Source organism: Shewanella dokdonensis (assembly GCF_018394335.1).
Lineage (GTDB): Bacteria > Pseudomonadota > Gammaproteobacteria > Enterobacterales > Shewanellaceae > Shewanella > Shewanella dokdonensis.
In genome coordinates, this window is sequence record NZ_CP074572.1 from 1,224,627 (window position 1) to 1,243,015 (window position 18,389).

19 protein-coding genes and 2 pseudogenes are annotated in these 18,389 nt (G+C 43.7%); 10 read left to right on the top strand and 11 right to left on the bottom strand.

Annotation, left to right across the window (positions count from 1 at the left end; genetic code table 11):
* Positions 1-97 precede the first annotated feature (97 nt).
* Together KHX94_RS21020 and KHX94_RS05900 are read right to left on the bottom strand one after the other, a co-directional pair.
* On the bottom strand, positions 98-235 hold the full coding sequence (locus KHX94_RS21020) for an SDR family oxidoreductase (protein ID WP_213682734.1): 138 nt from the start codon (positions 233-235) through the stop codon (positions 98-100).
* Positions 220-837 (bottom strand): SDR family NAD(P)-dependent oxidoreductase, encoded by a 618-nt coding sequence (locus tag KHX94_RS05900; RefSeq protein ID WP_213682735.1) that lies wholly within the window; start codon positions 835-837, stop codon positions 220-222. Before KHX94_RS05900 ends, KHX94_RS21020 begins: the two co-directional genes overlap by 16 nt.
* Positions 838-1,184: 347 nt before the next feature.
* Here KHX94_RS05900 and KHX94_RS05905 point away from each other — a divergent pair, with 347 nt between their 5' ends.
* Complete coding sequence (locus KHX94_RS05905; RefSeq protein WP_213682736.1) at positions 1,185-1,796, top strand: FMN-binding negative transcriptional regulator; 612 nt, start codon at positions 1,185-1,187, stop codon at positions 1,794-1,796.
* 297 nt (positions 1,797-2,093) lie between these two features.
* Here KHX94_RS05905 and KHX94_RS05910 read toward each other — a convergent pair whose 3' ends face one another.
* From KHX94_RS05910 to KHX94_RS05935, 6 genes and pseudogenes are all read right to left on the bottom strand, one after another.
* Entirely contained in the window at positions 2,094-2,738 is a 645-nt protein-coding gene (locus tag KHX94_RS05910; protein ID WP_213682737.1) for a TorD/DmsD family molecular chaperone, read from the bottom strand.
* A gap of 50 nt (positions 2,739-2,788) precedes the next feature.
* A complete protein-coding gene (locus tag KHX94_RS05915; RefSeq protein ID WP_213682738.1) occupies positions 2,789-3,424 on the bottom strand; it encodes a DMSO/selenate family reductase complex B subunit in 636 nt (211 codons plus the stop codon).
* 13 nt (positions 3,425-3,437) lie between these two features.
* Positions 3,438-5,570 (bottom strand): DMSO/selenate family reductase complex A subunit, encoded by a 2,133-nt coding sequence (locus KHX94_RS05920; RefSeq protein ID WP_244859352.1) that lies wholly within the window; start codon positions 5,568-5,570, stop codon positions 3,438-3,440.
* Entirely contained in the window at positions 5,567-5,890 is a 324-nt protein-coding gene (locus KHX94_RS20260) for a twin-arginine translocation signal domain-containing protein (RefSeq protein ID WP_244859353.1), read from the bottom strand. The genes KHX94_RS05920 and KHX94_RS20260 overlap by 4 nt, the downstream gene beginning before the upstream one ends.
* A 52-nt stretch (positions 5,891-5,942) precedes the next feature.
* A pseudogene (locus tag KHX94_RS05930) lies at positions 5,943-7,912 on the bottom strand (MtrB/PioB family decaheme-associated outer membrane protein).
* A gap of 11 nt (positions 7,913-7,923) precedes the next feature.
* Positions 7,924-8,871 (bottom strand): DmsE family decaheme c-type cytochrome, encoded by a 948-nt coding sequence (locus KHX94_RS05935; RefSeq protein WP_213682740.1) that lies wholly within the window; start codon positions 8,869-8,871, stop codon positions 7,924-7,926.
* Between the two features lie 312 nt (positions 8,872-9,183).
* Between KHX94_RS05935 and KHX94_RS21025 the strand changes: the two genes are divergently transcribed.
* Positions 9,184-9,522 (top strand): TetR family transcriptional regulator, encoded by a 339-nt coding sequence (locus KHX94_RS21025; protein ID WP_213682741.1) that lies wholly within the window; start codon positions 9,184-9,186, stop codon positions 9,520-9,522.
* Positions 9,523-9,595: 73 nt separating this feature from the next.
* Entirely contained in the window at positions 9,596-9,799 is a 204-nt protein-coding gene (locus KHX94_RS05945) for a hypothetical protein (RefSeq protein ID WP_213682742.1), read from the top strand.
* A gap of 122 nt (positions 9,800-9,921) precedes the next feature.
* On the opposite strand, the gene KHX94_RS05950 is transcribed toward KHX94_RS05945, so the two are convergent.
* The gene (locus KHX94_RS05950; RefSeq protein WP_213682743.1) at positions 9,922-10,353 is read right to left on the bottom strand and encodes a hypothetical protein; all 432 of its coding nucleotides are present in this window, start codon (positions 10,351-10,353) and stop codon (positions 9,922-9,924) included.
* 309 nt (positions 10,354-10,662) lie between these two features.
* Positions 10,663-11,196, bottom strand: coding sequence for a DUF6265 family protein (locus KHX94_RS05955; protein ID WP_213682744.1), 534 nt, complete (start codon positions 11,194-11,196; stop codon positions 10,663-10,665).
* A 636-nt stretch (positions 11,197-11,832) separates the two neighbouring features.
* On the opposite strand from KHX94_RS05955, the pseudogene KHX94_RS21745 reads away from it, so the two are divergent.
* Positions 11,833-13,104 (top strand): annotated as a pseudogene (locus tag KHX94_RS21745) (tyrosine-type recombinase/integrase).
* On the opposite strand, the gene KHX94_RS05965 reads toward KHX94_RS21745, so the two are convergent.
* Complete coding sequence (locus KHX94_RS05965; protein WP_213682745.1) at positions 13,101-13,328, bottom strand: helix-turn-helix domain-containing protein; 228 nt, start codon at positions 13,326-13,328, stop codon at positions 13,101-13,103. The pseudogene KHX94_RS21745 and the gene KHX94_RS05965 sit on opposite strands and share 4 nt — an antisense overlap.
* A gap of 165 nt (positions 13,329-13,493) precedes the next feature.
* Between KHX94_RS05965 and KHX94_RS05970 the strand changes: the two genes are divergently transcribed.
* From KHX94_RS05970 to KHX94_RS05995, 6 genes are all read left to right on the top strand, one after another.
* Entirely contained in the window at positions 13,494-14,513 is a 1,020-nt protein-coding gene (locus KHX94_RS05970; RefSeq protein WP_213682746.1) for a DUF2628 domain-containing protein, read from the top strand.
* The gene (locus KHX94_RS05975) at positions 14,510-14,830 is read left to right on the top strand and encodes a hypothetical protein (RefSeq protein ID WP_213682747.1); all 321 of its coding nucleotides are present in this window, start codon (positions 14,510-14,512) and stop codon (positions 14,828-14,830) included. Before KHX94_RS05970 ends, KHX94_RS05975 begins: the two co-directional genes overlap by 4 nt.
* 593 nt (positions 14,831-15,423) lie before the next feature.
* The gene (locus KHX94_RS21750) at positions 15,424-15,588 is read left to right on the top strand and encodes a ribbon-helix-helix domain-containing protein (RefSeq protein WP_212595382.1); all 165 of its coding nucleotides are present in this window, start codon (positions 15,424-15,426) and stop codon (positions 15,586-15,588) included.
* Positions 15,578-16,531: a DNA cytosine methyltransferase gene (locus tag KHX94_RS05985; protein ID WP_212595381.1), complete on the top strand. Its 954-nt coding sequence runs from the start codon at positions 15,578-15,580 to the stop codon at positions 16,529-16,531. Before KHX94_RS21750 ends, KHX94_RS05985 begins: the two co-directional genes overlap by 11 nt.
* 1 nt (position 16,532) lies before the next feature.
* Positions 16,533-17,480, top strand: a complete 948-nt coding sequence (locus KHX94_RS05990; protein WP_212595380.1) for a DNA cytosine methyltransferase — start codon at positions 16,533-16,535, stop codon at positions 17,478-17,480.
* A 68-nt stretch (positions 17,481-17,548) separates the two neighbouring features.
* Positions 17,549-18,361 (top strand): hypothetical protein, encoded by an 813-nt coding sequence (locus tag KHX94_RS05995; protein ID WP_213682748.1) that lies wholly within the window; start codon positions 17,549-17,551, stop codon positions 18,359-18,361.
* Positions 18,362-18,389 lie beyond the last annotated feature (28 nt).

The following is an 18,389-nucleotide window of genomic DNA, read 5'->3' on the forward strand; positions in this document are numbered from 1 at the left end:
CTCTGTCGCCATCTTGGTGCCGAGCAAGTTCCGTAGCAGCTAATAGAGTCAGTTTTCGCCATCATCAGAGAACTCAGCAGTCGCGCCCGTCATATTGTTAGGCGTTGGCACCACCATCGACCACAATTCCGGTTCCAGTGATCTGCCCAGCTTCAGGGCTGGCGAGGAAGGCCACTGCGGCAGCAACATCTTCAGGTTTACCAAAACGCCCGAGGGCAGTCAGTGCACGTTGCACATCAGCAAAATCCCCTCAGCAGGGTTCAGATCAGTATCGGTAGAGCCAGGATGTACAATATTTACGGTAATGCCACGCGGCCCTAGTTCGCGAGCCAAGCCACGAGTCAGTGCTAACAACGCAGATTTGGTGGCCGCATAAACCGACATGCCAGGAACAGAAACACGCTCAGCGGCACTAGAACCGATGGAGATGATGCGACCACCGTTAGTCAAATGTGGAATAGCGGCTTTAGATGCAACAATCACCCCACGGATATTCACATCCAGCAGCGCATTAATCTGCTCAAGAGGCATATCGACCAGCATTCCTGATGGACCGATACCCGCATTGTTCACCAGAATATCCAGCCCGCCCAGCAAAGTTGCCGCCTTATCAACCGATGCAGCCACTGCAATAGCATCGCCACTGTCAGCTTGGATCGCAAAGGCACGCCGCCCCAGCGCTTCGATGGTACCAACAACGGTTTTCGCTGCCGCTGCCGAGTGCTGATAAGTGATCACCACGTCTGCGCCACGTTCCGCCAGTGTAATGGCAATTGCCGCACCAATCCCACGAGATGCTCCGGTAACCAGCGCACATTTTCCAGCAAGTTCACTCATATTCACTCCATATTGTATTGATCACTACATAAACTGCATAATAACTGGAGATGCACACTCAATCAATTGCCGTACCTCAAAGTGGCATAAGCGGAAACACATCTTTGGCTCAGCCAATAAACGGCTGATAAGGCAAGATAGCGCCTAGAACATGAGTGTTTGAGCGACGAGTATCATTGATAAATTTTCTCGGTTTTGCTCTGACACTAAATCGGCGTTATTTCATACGGTTTTTATGAGTAGCAATTGCAGTCAATGTTGCGCTATAAAACATTATCGCGGTATTTGCTATGCGATGAATTTCAAGCGCTCGCGCTAAAGCGGATAAACAGAAGGTAGTAAGACGCATGTATGTACCTCAAACGATGGCATTAACCGATCCACAAGCTATCGCGTCACTCATTGATGCCTACGGTTTTGGCATGTTAATTTCGCCCGACTTAGAAGTCACCCATCTACCCTTACTGTATGAATCTAAAGGTGAAAATACTAAAATTTTCGGGCATATGTCGCGGGCAAATCCACAATGGCAGGCATTAAGTGGAAAACGGGTTTCGGTGGTGTTCAACGGACCGCATTCATACATCTCGCCTAAATGGTATGTTTCCAACCCGGCGGTTCCAACGTGGAACTATGCTGCCGTTCAATGTTATGGCGTATTCCAGACGCTGGGAGACAAGGAGACTTTGGAAGTCATTCATCAACTAATCCATAAATATGAAGCTGAAATTCTCAATGATACGCAGCTGCTGCCTGCTGTTTATGTGGATAAATTATTAAAGGCGGTGGTGGGCTTTCAGGTCGTCGTTGATAACATTCACGCCAAAGAGAAGCTTGGTCAGCATAAAATGCCCGCGGATCAACGCAGTGTTTTTAATGCCTTGAAAAACAGCCCATCCACTGATGCAAATCAACTTTACGAATACATGCAACAACGTCACCAAGGAACCGGCGGTTAACCATGATAAGGGGAGATTCATCGCAATTTATCCGCGGTAGGCAAGATTTCTATCATGGCTCGCCTCGCTATAACAAACGGTACAGATTGCTCATCTCAAGGCAGCCGCGCATCAGCCAAATGGCGGTTAACTTATCAGATAAACGCCGGGTAATGCTTTCCATTAGTCGTGATATGCGCATCATTTAAGGAACGATGATTCCTTGATAGAAATGATTAGCCTCATATGCTGATAAATGGCAACATCTGCACTAAATGCAGCCATTTAATACATGATCAACAGAATAAAATCATTTGCTTAGGCGACTGCTAAAAAAGAGTTAAGCGTTTCGATATAAGATTTTGAAATATAAGCAAAGCCTTTGTATAAATCGGTATTTGAGTGCTCAATAACCGAATCTAAAAATAAAGATACCCAAGGTTGCAGATGCACCTCTAGCAGTTCGATCAACTGATGTTTCACTAGGGTATTTGTCTCATCTTGTTCCATTCTTTCCAGCAAAACATCTAATGCCGCAAAAATTAATCCGACATGATCCAATGGTTGATTGCTGTCTAGCTGAAAACTGATCCCTGTGGCTGTAAAAAAGCGCATTAATGCCTGGGTTGTTACGCCATTAAGCAGATGCTGCTCATCGGTATAAACAGATCCCCATGGTGCGGATGTAGGGGCGTGTGGCCCGTAAAAAAGTCGGCCAAATTCCAGCTTTAATGCCTTTTGAGACTCTGGAGAAGTAGCCCAGGCTCGCAGCAATGTCAGCCCTTGCTGTGCCTCTTCGCTGTTTGCTAATTGAGGCCATTCATCGGTAATAATGATCTGTTCTAGCAGATGTAAATTTTCAGTCGTTGGCTCATAAAAAAAAACGTTATGTAATATTCTCGCTATGGCGCGGAGTTCGCTGATACGCGCTAATTTTGAGTTTGTCATAAGCTTCTCAAACAATAGTAAATATGGCCGACACAACTTTTACCTTGTGTCGGCCATAGCAGGGACTACACTTCCGCCCAGTTCAGGATCTGACCACTCTTATCGCCAGTGGGTTTCGCATTGCGATTAGGCTTGATAATCAGATTCGGATGGGTGATTTCTGTTGATGGTAACGGCGCGATGTTCGGCTCAATAGCGTCTGGATATTTGGCTCGCAGTTCATCGATAACGCCAAAGTCCAACGCACGCTGTGGACAGGACTCTACGCAAGTAGGCAATAACCCTTCGGCTAAGCGTTCATAGCATCCATCACACTTGGTCATGATGCCTTTATCGTTATCGATTTGTGGTGCGTCATAAGGACATGCTCTAGCACAGCTACCACAACCAATACAGATTTCGGCATCGATAAGCACCAAGCCATCTTCGCGTCGCTTATGCATGGCCCCGGTGGGGCAAGCTTTAGTACACGCGGGTTCAGAACAATGGTTACATCCGATCGATGTGTAATAGGCGAATACATCTTGGCTTACAGTGCCATCGCCATTTTGGTTCCATTGTCCACCCGCATACTCATACACTCGACGCCAGTTGATGCCCACAGGCAGATCTTTGCGATCTTTACAAGAAACCTGGCAGGTTTTACAGCCGGTACAACGGGTTGCATCAAAATAGAACCCATACTGAATTTTATTTGTCATTATCTATACTCCGTTAGGCTCTTTGAATTTCGACACGAATGCTATGCTGACCATTGCCCTTTGATAGAGGGGTTGGACGGTGCGAAGTCAACACATTGATATTGCCGCCTTTATCGATGCCATTTTCCATTTTGAGCCATGCACCTTCGCCCAGAGCTGCCACACCTGGCATGACCCGTGGTGTCACCTTGACCGGGATTTCAATGGTGCCGCGACTGTTGAACACTTTCACTTGATCACCCGTTTTCAAGCCTCGCTGATCCGCATCAATCGGGTTCATCCATACCGCATCTTGCACTGCTTCTCTTAGCCAAGGCACATTGTGATAGCTTGAGTGCACACGGCCTTTGGTGTGGTAGCCACCGAGTTGCAGTGGGTAGTCATGACGGGTTGCTTCATCTTCAAAGCCATCCCAGGCAGCAACATATTTTGGCAAAGCCGAAATAACATCACCTTCGGGTAATTCCCAGTGTTTAGCCAGATAAGCAAGACGCTCAGAGTAGATTTCGATCTTGCCTGACGGTGTTGGCAATGGGTTGGCTACGGGATCTGCACGGAACGCTTTGTTGGACAGATATGCGCCATTAGGCAGGTACTTACGGTAGATACCTTGCTTTAACATCACGTCTTTATCGGGTAGTCCTGGATTCATCGCCTGTGTGGCGGCATAAGCTTCATCTAACCACTGCTTATGAGATTTACCTTTAGTAAATTCCGCTTCAATACCAAGACGTTTTGCTATGCCTACGCACATTTCGTACAGAGGTTTGCTCTCAAACATCGGCCCAACCGAGGTGCTCATCTGTACCAGTGTTGCGGTATCACCCGCCACGGCACCTTGGTTAACGAGATCTTCGGTTTCAACGTAGGTCACATCGGGCAGGATGATGTCAGCAAATTCGGCGCTGGCATTCATCACGTTATCAATCACTACAATGAACTCGCATTTACTGTCGTCGGCCAACACTTGTCTTGAGTAGTTAACGTCTGCATTTTGGTTAATCAGGCGGTTAGTGGCATAGGCAATAATGGCTTTAATGTCGGTGCCGAGTTTGCCATCGCCATTTTCGTCTAGCTCTTCGTCAGGCAGAATCACCCCATCTTTCAACACTGTGAGATCTTTGCCGTTTTCTACCGCTTCGATGAACTTGAAGAATGAGATGCGTTTCTTCACTGCGTTGGCGTCATCACCCGCTTCGGCATGGTTTTCCATGCTGAAGACATTCATTGATGCTGACATCGGAATACCGCCATGGTTAGTGCCGGGCAGTCCGAGTTGTCCCAGTAGAATTGGCAGCATGAACGCGGTACGCACGTTGTTTTCGCCAGCGGAGTGACGGCCAATAGACATAGCCACCTGTACAAAGGGCGCTTGAGCATTTGCCAGATCGTGTGCCAGATCCCAGATAGTGCTTTCTGGAATACCGGTAATTGGCGCCGCCCAAGCGGGCGTTTTCGCGTTGGCGCCGGGGGTAAGATCGCCAGCGACTGGATTGTCGAGAATGTACGCCTTGTAGCTTTCGCTATATGGCACGCCATCGGGCATGGTGTTTTCGTCGTAGCCAACGCAATATTCATTGAGGAAGGCTTGGTTAACGCGATTTTCGGTGATCAACACATAGGCAATGGCTTCCACTAAGGCGGCATCTGTCCCTGGGTGAATAGGGATCCATTGATCTTCTTTGCCTAGGCTAGATTCGGTATAACGTGGGTCGATGATAATGGTTTTGAAGTTATTTTTTTGTTTCTGTCTGACAAAGTCATAGCCTTGACCAGAGCCACTCATACCCAATTCTGACGGGTTGTGCCCAATCATTAACACCAGGTCTGAATTAGCCATTTCAGCCACAGATGAGCCAAAGAGATAGTCTATCTCTGCGCCATAAGTATATTTACAGGCTTTGATATATTGGGCAAAACTGAAGTTGCCATAGTCGCCGAGATAACCACCGGATAGATTCAGTAACCGGTTCAAGCAGCCGCGGTTGGAGAAGCTGTACATGGCCCCTGGACCACCTAAGGCATAAATAGCTTCATTACCATATTGGCTGGTGATACGTTTTAACTGCTCGGCCACTGTGTCTAAGGCTTCATCCCAGCTAATACGCTCGAATTGACCGCTGCCACGAGGCCCCACGCGTTTCATTGGATATTTAAGCCGTTCTGGGGCATACACTCTTTTACGTAATGAACGACCGCGCAAGCGGTGCGTACGTTATGGTTACCATAAACATCGTCGGTGGTGAAATTGGACTCAATTCGGGTGATCACGCCATCTCTGGAAAACACCCGCACCGGACAGTGTGAACCGCAGTCCACACAACATGCTGACCAGTTCAGTTTTTCTTCAGTGAGTTCTTTGACTGGAGGTGTTGGTGTGGCATCACTTGAGCTTGAATCACAAGCGGATAATGTTGCCGCACAGCCGAGCGCTGCGCTGGCTTTCAAAAATTCACGTCTTTCCATAAGTTACCTCTTTTATTTTTCGGGAAGGAGTTCATCCCTTCCACTAGTCTGTTCATAAGGAGATGGAATAGCTCAGCATTAGCTGATGGGCGTTGTAGTTATGGTCTAGTTCACCTAAGGTGATTAGGCCATTTACAGCATCCACTGCGACATTGGCGTAGTCAGTGTCGTAATAACGCTCATAGCGGTAGTCCACACGCAGTTGGCTGGCATCGCTCAACCGATACTTCGCGTATACCCCTACGGAGTGGTTATATTGGTAGTCGTCGCCCTGTTGGTCGGTTATGGCTGCGTTATCTGAGTCGCTATTACTGTTGGCAAACAGATAATCGCCCCCAAGATAAGCTTGTTCTGTAGCAGCCCCTGGTACTCAAAGCCACCACCTAAAGAGACAAAGCGGTCGTTGATTTCAGCTTTCCATTGGGCACCGGACTGATTGGCATCAATCCATTCTTGACTTACAAAGCTATAGAGAGAGAGTTGCTTGTTAACTAAATAGTTAACGCTGAGCTGATAGCTATAGTTACGGTCATCCGTCAGACCAATCTTGGTATTGGTGTAATCGTCATTGGCGAACCTTAAGTTCATGACCACAGAAAGCGAAGGTAACGGCTGATGGAATAACCGCATCTCAGCTTCAACACGATCCCGGTCGGCCAAGTAGTATTTACGCAGTAACGGATTTTCTTCTACGTTGGTGAATTCGTTAGCCAGATAGCGGCTACCATCACGACGACTCACGCCGCCCTTGAGCTCTATCTTCCAAAGCTCCAGCCCCGTCATTTTTACTTTGGCCCACAGTTGGTGCTCATCCGTGGTTTCGCGATCGCTATAATTACGTTCTTTGCGGTCAAATTGGTAACCCGCATCGATGCGATAATCTTTAGCAAGGCGATATTGGAATTTTGCACTACCGCGAGTGGATTTAGTGTCTAATGCCAAATTGTTGAACAGAATACCGGTCTTTGCATTGAAGTCGTACTGAGGGAATTCAAAACTTGAACTCTTGTTATCCCGATCGCTGTAACGACCCGCTAACTGAATGCGCAGGCGATCGCTCGCCATTAGCATATAGTTGGCGTCGACATCTAAGGTGTTGATCTGCCCATCCCAACTCTGGATAGGACTTATCTGAGCATTAACGAGAGAACTGTCCTGGATCATACGGCCGGCAGAGACTCTCGCGTCAAACACACTCTGTTGCCCACGAATATTCCCTGACAGAGTGAGTTGATGCGCTTCATTATCTGGATCTGGAGCCAACAAACTGCCGTATGTCTCGTGGTAAATTTCCTGGGCATGATTGTTATAAACACTGCCGAGGTAAGAGATAGCGGCTAACCAGTTATCCCCACTCAAGCTTGATGATGCCAGTAACTCATTGGTACGGCTGTCGATTGGTTGGGCAAGATTAATCGGGCTAGGTGTGGCGACAGACACACGTTTGTGCCCCAATTTCTCTTCACTGCGAAATGACAGATCGCCATTTAACGCCAAACCCAACATATCCGTTTGGGCATCGGCACCCAAGGTGAAGCGGTTGCGTTCCACACCGAGAACCGGTGAATAAGGCGTAGCAGAGATAAGTTGATCTTGGCTGAAATAATACGGAGTTAACGTCTTATCACTTTTGAGATAATTTAACTGATCGTAGTTGGCATACAGTTTAAGGTCGTCTTTGGTAACCTTAATGCCTGCATCTCCATTTTTCATTCCAAGGTTATTAGCGTTAGTTTCAACTCGCCAGCCACTGTTGCTATTAACGGAAAGCCGCCCATTAACCGCCGCAAAAGTCCCGGTATCTTCCTGTCCTAATACGTTTGCCGCATGAACGTCATCAATATTGCTGTAACCTATGCCAACCGCAACATCGCCGCTTAGCATTGACGGATCTGTACACCCCTTACATTTCCAGGTATTAACGTTAACCTTGCTGGTATTGGCTTTAGTTAAACTAAAATCTGCCGCCATTACTGGGGTTGTGGCGAACACAATAGCCAAAGTGATGAGATTGAGTTTCATGAGTCTCTCCCCTAGCGCTGTAGCGCTTTCCCTTGTGGATGATTAGACCCGTGCACTTGAGTGTGGCAATTCAAGCAACTTGCGCCGGCAGTAAAAGCCGAGTTGCCCTCAGCGCCATAAGGACGGGAGGCATGAACATTGCCGCTATGGCATTGCTGACAAAGCAGTGGTGCACGAACTTTGAGCAAGTTATCGTTCATACTGCCGTGAGGAGAGTGGCAGTTGTCGCAGTTGTCGGTCACAGGTGCGTGTTCCCACAGTTTGGGCCCGCGCTTTTCGGCATGGCAGCTGTAACAAGTCTCGTTTAGATTGTTTCGGTTTAAATCTGCATCGGTTTGAGAGCCGTGAGGATTATGACAATCACTGCACTTCATCTCATTTGACTTCAGCGGATGGCTGGAACGTTGGTTGATTTCCATCTTTTGTTGCGTATGACACTTAGTACAAACAGCATTTTCTCCTTGTGGTTCCAAGATAGGATCTTTGGCTACGTGTATCTGATGGCAGCTGGTACAGCTCATATTTTCAAGATTATGTGCTGAAGAGTGCCAACTCTTACGCTTGGCATCCTGATGACAACTGAGACAAACACTGTTCTGTGCCTCTGCGGTTGTCGATGCCTCGGGGCCAAAGTCGATCATTGGCTCCTTACCACCTAGGTTGTGCTTGCCCATTGGACCATGACAGGCCTCACACTGCAGTCCAGCCATTGGGCTTTTGCCAGAAGTTGCACCATGGACCCCCTTAAATATCTCCATGACCTTGGCATTTTTTCTGTGGCACATAAGACACGTGTCTGCGCCTTTAGTGGAGTAATTACCCTGATTAAATTTATCAGTCAGCGTTTTCATAACGGCATCTTGCCCAAGACCACTCCAAGGAGTGGCTTGTCCCGATAAAGGGATACAGCAAAACGTCATCAGTGCTGCTATTAACAATCGTGCATTGAAGGTAAGCATTTTTTTGCCTTTTATTGTTGATTACCACTCTTACGAGTGCTTTCGCATTACTGATGGTAATTTGATCTTTATATACCTACCATTAGGTATGTAAGTGAATGTGAGGAAGTGCAAAATATATAGTTAACATGAGATTAATATCGGCTAATTTTTAAAAATTAGTAATTTTAACTTTAGCCATTTTAATTTTAGTGACTTTAATTTTAGCTTTAGCTGTTTAATGTGATTACAAAAGCACATAAAGCAATTTGAGGACATAATCAATATCTGTTATCATTCGCATTCTGTGATTTACTAATATTAGGATGCGAGATGGTACGGCGTACCAAAGCTGAAGCTGAAAAAACTAAAAATGCCTTGCTAACCTCAGCAGTAGTATTATTTAGTGAACGAGGCGTCTCTAAGGCGACGTTAGAAGACATTGCCACCGCAGCAGGCGTGACTAAAGGCGCATTCTATTGGCATTTTAAAAACAAAACTGAGGTTTTGTTTGCCATCCGGGATAGATATCTTACTCTACTTGAAAGAGAGTTATTTATTCAAAACTTGAAAAAAACTAACAATATTAGTTCTATTCTAAGTGTATGGTCTGACTTTTTAAAATATTCGAACATTCAGACGATATACTTAGATTTAAAAAATCATTGTTAAGTGCGATGACGTTAAATTATTAAGCAAGCTACTTCTTGATGAATATAAACAATTAGAAATAATAAGAAGAGTCGTGGCCGATTCCATTGCCTCTATCCCAGAATCTGAGTGGCAAGAAGCAAAGATCGGAGATTGTAAATTCATTGCAAAGATGGCAGTTAACTATGTAGACGGTTATATTTACCGTCAAGTAATTACTAACCACAAGGTGTCATCTCAAGAGATCATTGATTCTATCAAGGTAATTTTTAGAGGTGGCGGTATTATTTTGCCATAATCGGAATATTAGTAATTAGCTAATTGATTATTAATCTAAAATATTAGGCTTAAAATCATATTAGGTAACTATAGCGTCAAAATCTTATATTCTCCCTTTATGGGAACGTCGATATCACATGCTCAACGCATATTACGATTTGCATGCCGTTGTTGACGACGCGATTCATTCAATTGCGCAGCTGAGTGCTGCATAAGCGTTACTTGCTTGTAGGCTAACGCATCAAGACTATCACCCGCTAGCCAAGTCGCCAGCCGACGACTAAAACTGATAATCAGATCTTCTGCTTGCGTTAACTGTTGTTGTGTTGCCTTTACAAATAGCAATCGGAACGCACAGAAAAACACCCCGACCAGCTGGTTGTCATCCCAATCGTCCTTTGTCCATAGCTGCTCAGTAAAAGCCAAGGTCACCGCGAGATTACACACGGTTTGTAACGACGTAGCGCCCACTAACAATTGTTGTACCTCAGGTACTGAGCATAAACGTTTCTGAATTAATTCCGCTAACTCAGCTTTTTGCCACTGTTGAGAAACTGCTTCTGAAATACTCATTTACGTCCAATTTACCCATATGTATTAGTTGCTGGTCGTCATCCTACTAAAAATATCGCTTGGTAACATTCCCCTTATGGGGAAATTGCGAGCAACACGACAGGAACGCCGGCGAGTTATCTCAGACGGGGGCGACTGCGATCCAGAGATATGAATGTGGTGTGGTCATACACGCAATAGCGCGGAAGTCCATTCACGCCAATAAGGATAGACGTGAAAACGGCTCCTGTAATTCTGGTTTTTTTACCACTATGTAGGGTATGGTGTATCCGCCACAAATTGACATTACCGCAGCGGATACACCATACATTAGCGGGTGAATTCACTAGACTTGGTGAAATCAAATACAAGCTTTTCTACCTTACCATCATCACCACGGACATTGACCGATATCCGTAGTCCATCTGCACCAATCTTTTCAAACACAAGCCCATCAAAGCGCGCGGTATTTTCATCTAACGTGACCAGCGAGAACACTACGGATTTATCCTTTTCCTCCCAACCTGTAAGATCTGGATTAAAGTGTTTAATCTTTAATGACAGACTATCGCCCTGCTCTGAAATAGTCATAAACTCATAAAATTCAACTTCCCCGTTTTTCACTTCTCGAAAGGTGCCGGTCATCGAGCCACCTAACGGTGGTAGCCAAGTTTCCTCTGCAACAACCCCCTCGCCTGCACTCTTCCAGTGTCCGGCGATCCATGCCACATCCTCAATACTCACTTTTGCTGACATGGTTGTTTTTTCTTCGGCTTGCACTGGGGTGATTAACAAGAAGAGAGCTAATAGGAGCGATGAAGAGAGTGGTTTCGCATACTTATGTAGGTACGCTAACTTATCCATATAACCTCCAATGTCGTGTAGACCTTTGGTATTGTGCGGGTGCACATTGATCTGTTAGTGCCATAAAACGGCTAACCAGTACCAATGTAATTTAATTGTTAACTTAAATACATTTTTATTTACCTTATAAAAGGTATTTTCCCCACGGATTTAACTCCGCAGTTTCTGACATCTCTGCCTTTGCACAACAGCTTAGTAATACGTGATTAATTTTTATGGCTATATTATTTATGCGCAGTTGCTCTTCTGCCAATGTTTAACCATGAATGGCGTACTTATTATCTAATGCCAGTACTGGAGAGTTACTAAAAATAGCGATGTGTTAACTCTGTGGCTGTAACACACTTTATTCAGATGAAATGCAGCGATTTACTGCCTTAATTAAGAGAACAACCCCGAGGGGGTACACGGTAAGAATTGGAAAAACGCTTAGGAACAGGCACAAAAAAACCGACTTATCGTCGGCCTGTTATCTCGCTAGGAGATGGTACCAGAGGACGGACTCGAACCGTCACGCTTTTAAGGGCGGGGGATTTTGAATAAGTAGCGTCTAAAACCACTATTATTTTTCAGCTAGTTACATCATCATATAAACACTTTGCAAATTCTTTGCATGACTCACATCAGACGCAGACCATGAGTAAACAGCTCGAAAGACATGATATCACTGACGAATTGTATGTCTACAAACAGGACAATAGTGAACGTTGGTATGCCCGGATTAAGGTCGCAGGCAAATGGGTTGCCAAAGCCACCAAACAAAAGGAAAAAGAAGGCTATTGCCATGGCTTATCGACTCCAGATGGAATTCGAGTTCATGGCCGACCGTAACCTACTGGTGGGCTCCAAGCGTTTCCGGGATGTGGCAGAGAAGGCTATCAGTACCATGCAAGCGGCAATCGACAATGGTAAGGATGTCGAAAAGTACACGACCTACATTCAGGTGTTACGTAAGTACCATATTCCCTTTTTTGACCGGACTTACATCACCTCGATTGATGTTGAGAAACTGCGAGCATTCGACATATGGCGAACAGAGCAACTCGGTCGTAACCCTGCCAAGTCGACACTACTGAACCATAACGCTGCCATGCAGTTAGTGTTCAAGGAAGCCGTGGAACGTAAGTGGATGCTGGCTGCCCAAGTCCCTTCCCTATCAACCAAAGGTGTTGAGTCACAACGACGAGCGCATTTCTCACCAGAAGAATACGACAAAGCCTTTGATATGGTGTGGAAGTTGGAACAAAACAGCCGTAAAGAAAAACCCGACAAATCCGTGAACTGTTAATGGATTATATGGAATTCGCGGTCAATACCGGTATTCGTCCCGGCACCGAGATGGAAAGCTTAACGTGGGGTGATATCCAAATCGACACTAATGAGCACAATATCATTTTCTATATCACCGTCAGGAAAGGGAAAACCGTTAAACACACGGGTACTCGGGAAGTGGTTTGTCGTGATGAAATCTTTTCCAGTATTCAGACGCTGAGAGAACGGTTCCCCAATCGCAAACGAAATGACAAACTGTTTCGGTTGGCCGATGGCAGTGATACCAAGGAACTCAGCAAAGCGTTTGATAAGGCGCTGACCGAAGCAGGTTTAAAAGAGTCTCCACATGGAGTGAGAACGCTCTACTCATTGCGCCATACCTACATCACATGGCAGTTACTGGCGGGCGTGAACATGGAAGTGTTGGCAAAGCAATGTGGCACCAGTATCGCCATGATTGAGCAGCACTACAGCCATGTTATTCCGAAGATGTTCAGTAAAGAACTCTCTGGCGTTGACCTTGGAAAAGCCACTATAAAACGGGCCAAAGCCAAGGTGAGTGATAAACACAAACAGCATCTCGCTGACACGCTTAAAGAGTGGCAGGTACGCTATCGGCAATTAGGGTGTATCTAGTTGTCCAACTCTTCTCGGGTAGGCAATAACTCAATCGCTTCACAGCCGAGTACCTCGGCAATTTTGTACAGCATATCCAGAGTGATATTCGCCTCTGCACGTTCAATACGACCGACATAGCTTCGGTCAATCTCTGCTCTGAGGGCTAGTTCGTCCTGAGAGAGTTCTTTCTGCTTGCGCATCTGCCGCACAGACAGACCCACTTTCACGGCCAAGTTGTTCATAGGACTCCTGCTATTCAAGGGGTCACTATGAGAATTTGCCTGTGAACTATCCACGGATTATAATCCGCATTTTGTGGAGTATAGTCCTCATTTAATCGACGAGTTCAAGGGTATCCCAATAGATGCCCTCACTGCGCTCGTCCTGAAACTCTAGGAAGGAAGTTAATGGGTACGTTTAACATCATCTTTAAAGGTGAAGTCATTGAAGGCAAGGAACCACAAAAGCTTGCGATTGCCTTAGCGCGATATCTCAAGCTCCCCGAGGACAAAGCTTACTTGCTGCTCTCAGGCAAAGAGCTGTGCATTAAAAAGCACCTGAATGCCAGTGAAGCCTCTGCTATTCATGCCAAGCTGTTGTCTGTGGGGATAATCACCTATCTAAAAGAAGCCGCACTGCCTGAAACAAAGCCAGCAGCAAAACCGTCAGCGCCAGAGCGTGTTCAACAGGCCAAGCCCGCAACGGGAACGCGAAACCAGTCATTGAAAACGCCACACATCCTCCCTTCCGATAATGCAAAACCCCGTACTGCCCACCAGGACTACTCTTCACTAAGTAAAGGGTGGCAGATGATATTCAACAGCTTTGATGAGCTTGGTGTGGATAAAGTCGGGTATCGGCAAGCTATACGCTCTGACGCATTACGACAGAGGTCGCTGATGGAACGAAGAAAACTACGGTTTAATTTCTTGGGAGCACTCTTTGGTCCGTTGTATTACTTCGCTAAGGGCATGTTCAAAAAGGGACTGTATCTGACCTTAGCATTAGCCATTGTCAACATTGCGATTGGCATGATTTGGGCGTTGTTTTCTGACTCTGCATTCATCGATAGATTGATAGTTGCTATCAACACCGTAACATTCGCCATGCAGGTCAACTACGACTATTACCGCTACTACCGCTTCAAAGAAACGCTGTGGCCTTGGCTGCCCAAGTGGATGGATAAATGGTGGGGCGTTTTGTCGGTGTATATACTTGCGTTAGTCGCTTTTTTGGGCTTGCCTTCCTCATCAACTTATCTGATGAGTCTGATACCGCCAGTACCATCAAGGACAGTTACTTGGAAGGGTATGAACAAACCTCTATCGGTCAAGCCTTTGATAATTGGTCACCTTGCGCCACAATCAAATGGGAATCGCACGAAGCTAAGAATGGCACTCGGACAGTCACCTATCACTGCCAAATGAAACTGAACACCTTCAAGCAACAGGAAGGTAAGGTATATAGGTTAGTTACACACAATGACGACACTAAAATGGTTGACCTCACCAAGCAAGCCATCTTACAAATGAGTTTTACCGTCAACTATGACGATAGTTTCATCATCAATGATGCACAGTGGGACATTGACTTAGGTGACCACCATTATCAACCCTACGTACCCCATGACAGCGTGTTGTACGACATATACAAAGATGAACTCTATTTGTCTATCGCGGAAATCTTCAGCCCGAAAAACATTCTTTCAAATGAGTTTATTAGAGACATAGAGCAAGCCAAGTAAGCATCATATGGCACTTTACCAACAAGAATTTTGAAAACACTTTAACTTGGGCTTGACCTAAGCCAGTTCCCGATGCTCAATGATAGGAGCTGGCATAATGACGTTTGTCCCAGCTTTTGGTTCAAGGATGGTGACCAATACTTGATACTGTGGGTGGACTACAAATCACCAGCGGACAGAGAATACGAACAAGAGCGGTACGTCATTATGACTGCTGAAAATGAAGGAACCGAAGCTGACCCCGAGGTTTTCACCCACCAAGATAGCAATATTGTCTTCTCCGCTGAAAAAGAATCAAAAATTTTTAGATTCCTATCAAGTAGATAAATTGTTCAATCAATACTTATCTTCACTAAAAAATCAAAATTTTACATTGACATATTTCCCCCGATACAGCCCAAAAGACAACGATGTAAGAATAAAGCTATCACAATATGGTGAAATTTGACTCATCTCGACGAGTTCTGGTGATAAGTGGTGAAAAATGGTGATGAAAATCTATAAAAAAAGTGTACGTTACTGGAGCGTAATGGAGCTCAGTGAGTAGCTGAAATGTGCAGCTCGAAAGTATAATTTCAAATATGGAATAACGCATGAAAAGAAAGTGTGACTCAAGAATATCTATATCCTTATCCCTAGAGCAACATAAGGAATTAGTACAACTTTCTGAAAAGAATGATGTGTCGATTGCTTGGTTAGTAAGACAAGCAATCACGTTTTATTTATTTAAGAATAGTAATAAGCAAGATGAAAATTAAAAAACCTAAAGTAATATCACTATTTTCAGGCGCTGGAGGACTAGACCTCGGATTTAAAAATGCGGGGTTTGATATTGTCTGGGCAAATGACTTTGATAAAGATGCTTGCAATACGTATACACACAATATCGGTTCACATATTGTTTGTGGTTCTATTGAGGATATAGATTCAAATGAAATCCCTGAAGCCGATATAATTATTGGTGGTTTTCCTTGCCAAGGATTTTCTCAGGCAAATCTTCTTCGATTTGCTGACGACGAAAGGAATAAACTGTACCTTGAATTTCTTCGTGTTGTAAAAGATAAAAAGCCAAAATTATTTTTCGCTGAAAATGTCAGTGGAATATTGAGTTTAGCAAAAGGAGAAGCAATTAAAAAAATAGAAAATGATTTTTCACTAGCAGGATACTCGGTCAAGAAAAAACTGTTTAATGTAGCAGATTATGGGGTCCCACAGTCAAGAAAAAGGGTAATTATTGTAGGTGTAAGAAAAGATCTAAATATAGATTATGACTTTCCTATAGCGACTCACACATCCCCAAGTAAAGCAAAAAAAGAACAGTTGCTTCCTTGGGTATCAATAAGTAAAGCCTTAGAAGACATACCAGATGCTGACGATGCCGATCATGGGTTACTAAATCATGATTACTCGAAGTATAAAATTACAAACAGAAACTTCACAGGCCACAGAAAAACAGATCCAGAAAAGCCTTCACCGACAATACTAGCTAGAGGTAACGGAAAAGGAGGAGTATGCGCCATTCAACATCCCAAAAATCATCGAAGAATGTCAGTGAGAGAATCAGCTACAATTCAGACATTTCCAAAGAGTTTCGAATTTTTTGGAAGCCTAACATCATGTTATCGTCAAGTTGGAAATGCTGTACCCGTGAAATTTGCTGAACAACTGGCCTTAGCTTTAAAAAATAAAATTGGTGAATAAATTGAATATTGTATCATTATTTTCTGGAGCTGGTGGATTAGATTTGGGACTAAAATTAGCTGGACACAATATAATTTGGGCAAATGATTTGTATGAAGATGCAGTTAAAACATACAAATTTAACATTGGAGAACATGTAGTTTTACGTGATATTTCTCTTATTCCATCTAATGAAATACCTAATTGCGATGTAGTTGTTGGAGGCTTCCCATGCCAAGGATTTTCTGTTGCAAATATGACGAGAAAAACAAATGATCCTAGAAATAAACTATATTTAGAAATGGTTAGAGTTATAAGAGATAAAAAACCAAAATATTTTATTGCAGAAAATGTAAAAGGAATACTTTCTCTAGATAAAGGAGGAGTAATAAGAAAAGTTGTATCTGATTTTGAGGAACTAGGATACACAGTAGATTATAAGTTAGTAAATTGTGCAGATTACGGTGTACCACAAACCCGCATGAGGGTAATAATTTTTGGAGTCCGTAAAGATATTACAACTAACGTGATCTTTCCACCTCCTACAACTCACAGTAAAGATGGTGATAAACTTCCTCATTGGATAACTGTTGGACAAGCACTAGCACATTACCCAGAACCTAGTGAAGAACTTAATGTGATGAATCATGTCTGTTCAAGTTACAAGCTGAGATTTAACGGTCATTTAGGACATAGAGTAATTGACCCTAATAAACCAGCTCCCACCGTAACAGGTAGAGGAGATGAAAAAGGAGGTGTTGTCGTCTTACATCACCCAAATAACACTAGAAGAATGACTGTAAGAGAAACAGCTGCAGTACAATCCTTTCCCGATGATTTTTTCTTTGTAGGTTCGAAAACCTCAGGCTATCGGCAGATAGCGAATGCTGTGCCTCCAAAACTTGGCTTTGCTTTGGGTGTAATGCTAAACCAAGCTGAAAAAATACAGCCTCTCCCAACTAAGAAGTAAACTCTTACCAACCACATCTTGAAGATGGTATTATTCCAACTGTTCTTTTGCTAACAGTTGGAATAATAATGGATTATACAAATATACAAAAGCCATTTGAAACATATAAATGGAGATGGGGCGCTTTAACCCCTACTGAAAACATCAATATTCCAGAAGTATATTATGGATGTTTGAAGGTATTGTATGAAAACCAAGGAAAATCTCCTAGTGATCCGGAAATTCACGAAGGACTAATGAAAATTCAAAATGAATTGTCACACGTTAGAATCCCCAATTTAGTTAGAACCAAAAAACGTAATATATTTAGAAATTCTGGTCAATACTGGAAAATAACAGGTCTACTTAAATCAACAAAAGGAGGAATCAAGCTTTCAGAATTCGGGAACGCTTATGCATCTGGTAAAATTACACGAGATGAGTTTTCATCGTATGTAATAAAAAGTGTAGAATTCCCTAACAAAGATATTGACAAACAGTCTGTCTATAGTGATTGGGAAAAACATACTCTAAAAATAAAACCTCTTGAAATAATATTAGAAACAATATACTTACTTTATTGTAATAAAAAAGAACACGGTTATATAACGACAGAGGAATTAGTTAATGTTTTGATTCCAATGTCTGGAAACAAATTCGTTCCAGAAGATATTTCTACAGGAATCATAACCTACAGAAAGCATCCAGAAAAATTTAGTAAATCATGGAAAGCATTAGATAAAGATAATGATCATAGAATTGCGAGAGAATTTTTACTTTTCCTTCATAATTATGGTTATCTCGGAGTAAGAGATTCAACTGATGATAGGAAGAAAAAGAAAATTTTACACAAGAGTTTTATCTTTATGAGGAACAAGCAGATAGTATTCATTCATTATTAAAAATCGCACTTCCTGAATATCATTCAAA

Coding starts and splice junctions, on each gene's coding strand:
- KHX94_RS05900 (WP_213682735.1), bottom strand. CDS start 837: ATGAGTGAACTTGCTGGAAAATGTGCGCTGGTTACCGGAGCATCTCGT.
- KHX94_RS05905 (WP_213682736.1), top strand. CDS start 1,185: ATGTATGTACCTCAAACGATGGCATTAACCGATCCACAAGCTATCGCG.
- KHX94_RS05915 (WP_213682738.1), bottom strand. CDS start 3,424: ATGACAAATAAAATTCAGTATGGGTTCTATTTTGATGCAACCCGTTGT.
- KHX94_RS05920 (WP_244859352.1), bottom strand. CDS start 5,570: ATGAAACGCGTGGGGCCTCGTGGCAGCGGTCAATTCGAGCGTATTAGC.
- KHX94_RS20260 (WP_244859353.1), bottom strand. CDS start 5,890: ATGGAAAGACGTGAATTTTTGAAAGCCAGCGCAGCGCTCGGCTGTGCG.
- KHX94_RS05935 (WP_213682740.1), bottom strand. CDS start 8,871: ATGCTTACCTTCAATGCACGATTGTTAATAGCAGCACTGATGACGTTT.
- KHX94_RS21025 (WP_213682741.1), top strand. CDS start 9,184: ATGGTACGGCGTACCAAAGCTGAAGCTGAAAAAACTAAAAATGCCTTG.
- KHX94_RS05950 (WP_213682743.1), bottom strand. CDS start 10,353: ATGAGTATTTCAGAAGCAGTTTCTCAACAGTGGCAAAAAGCTGAGTTA.
- KHX94_RS05955 (WP_213682744.1), bottom strand. CDS start 11,196: ATGGATAAGTTAGCGTACCTACATAAGTATGCGAAACCACTCTCTTCA.
- KHX94_RS05965 (WP_213682745.1), bottom strand. CDS start 13,328: ATGAACAACTTGGCCGTGAAAGTGGGTCTGTCTGTGCGGCAGATGCGC.
- KHX94_RS05970 (WP_213682746.1), top strand. CDS start 13,494: ATGGGTACGTTTAACATCATCTTTAAAGGTGAAGTCATTGAAGGCAAG.
- KHX94_RS05975 (WP_213682747.1), top strand. CDS start 14,510: ATGAAACTGAACACCTTCAAGCAACAGGAAGGTAAGGTATATAGGTTA.
- KHX94_RS21750 (WP_212595382.1), top strand. CDS start 15,424: ATGAAAAGAAAGTGTGACTCAAGAATATCTATATCCTTATCCCTAGAG.
- KHX94_RS05985 (WP_212595381.1), top strand. CDS start 15,578: ATGAAAATTAAAAAACCTAAAGTAATATCACTATTTTCAGGCGCTGGA.
- KHX94_RS05995 (WP_213682748.1), top strand. CDS start 17,549: ATGGATTATACAAATATACAAAAGCCATTTGAAACATATAAATGGAGA.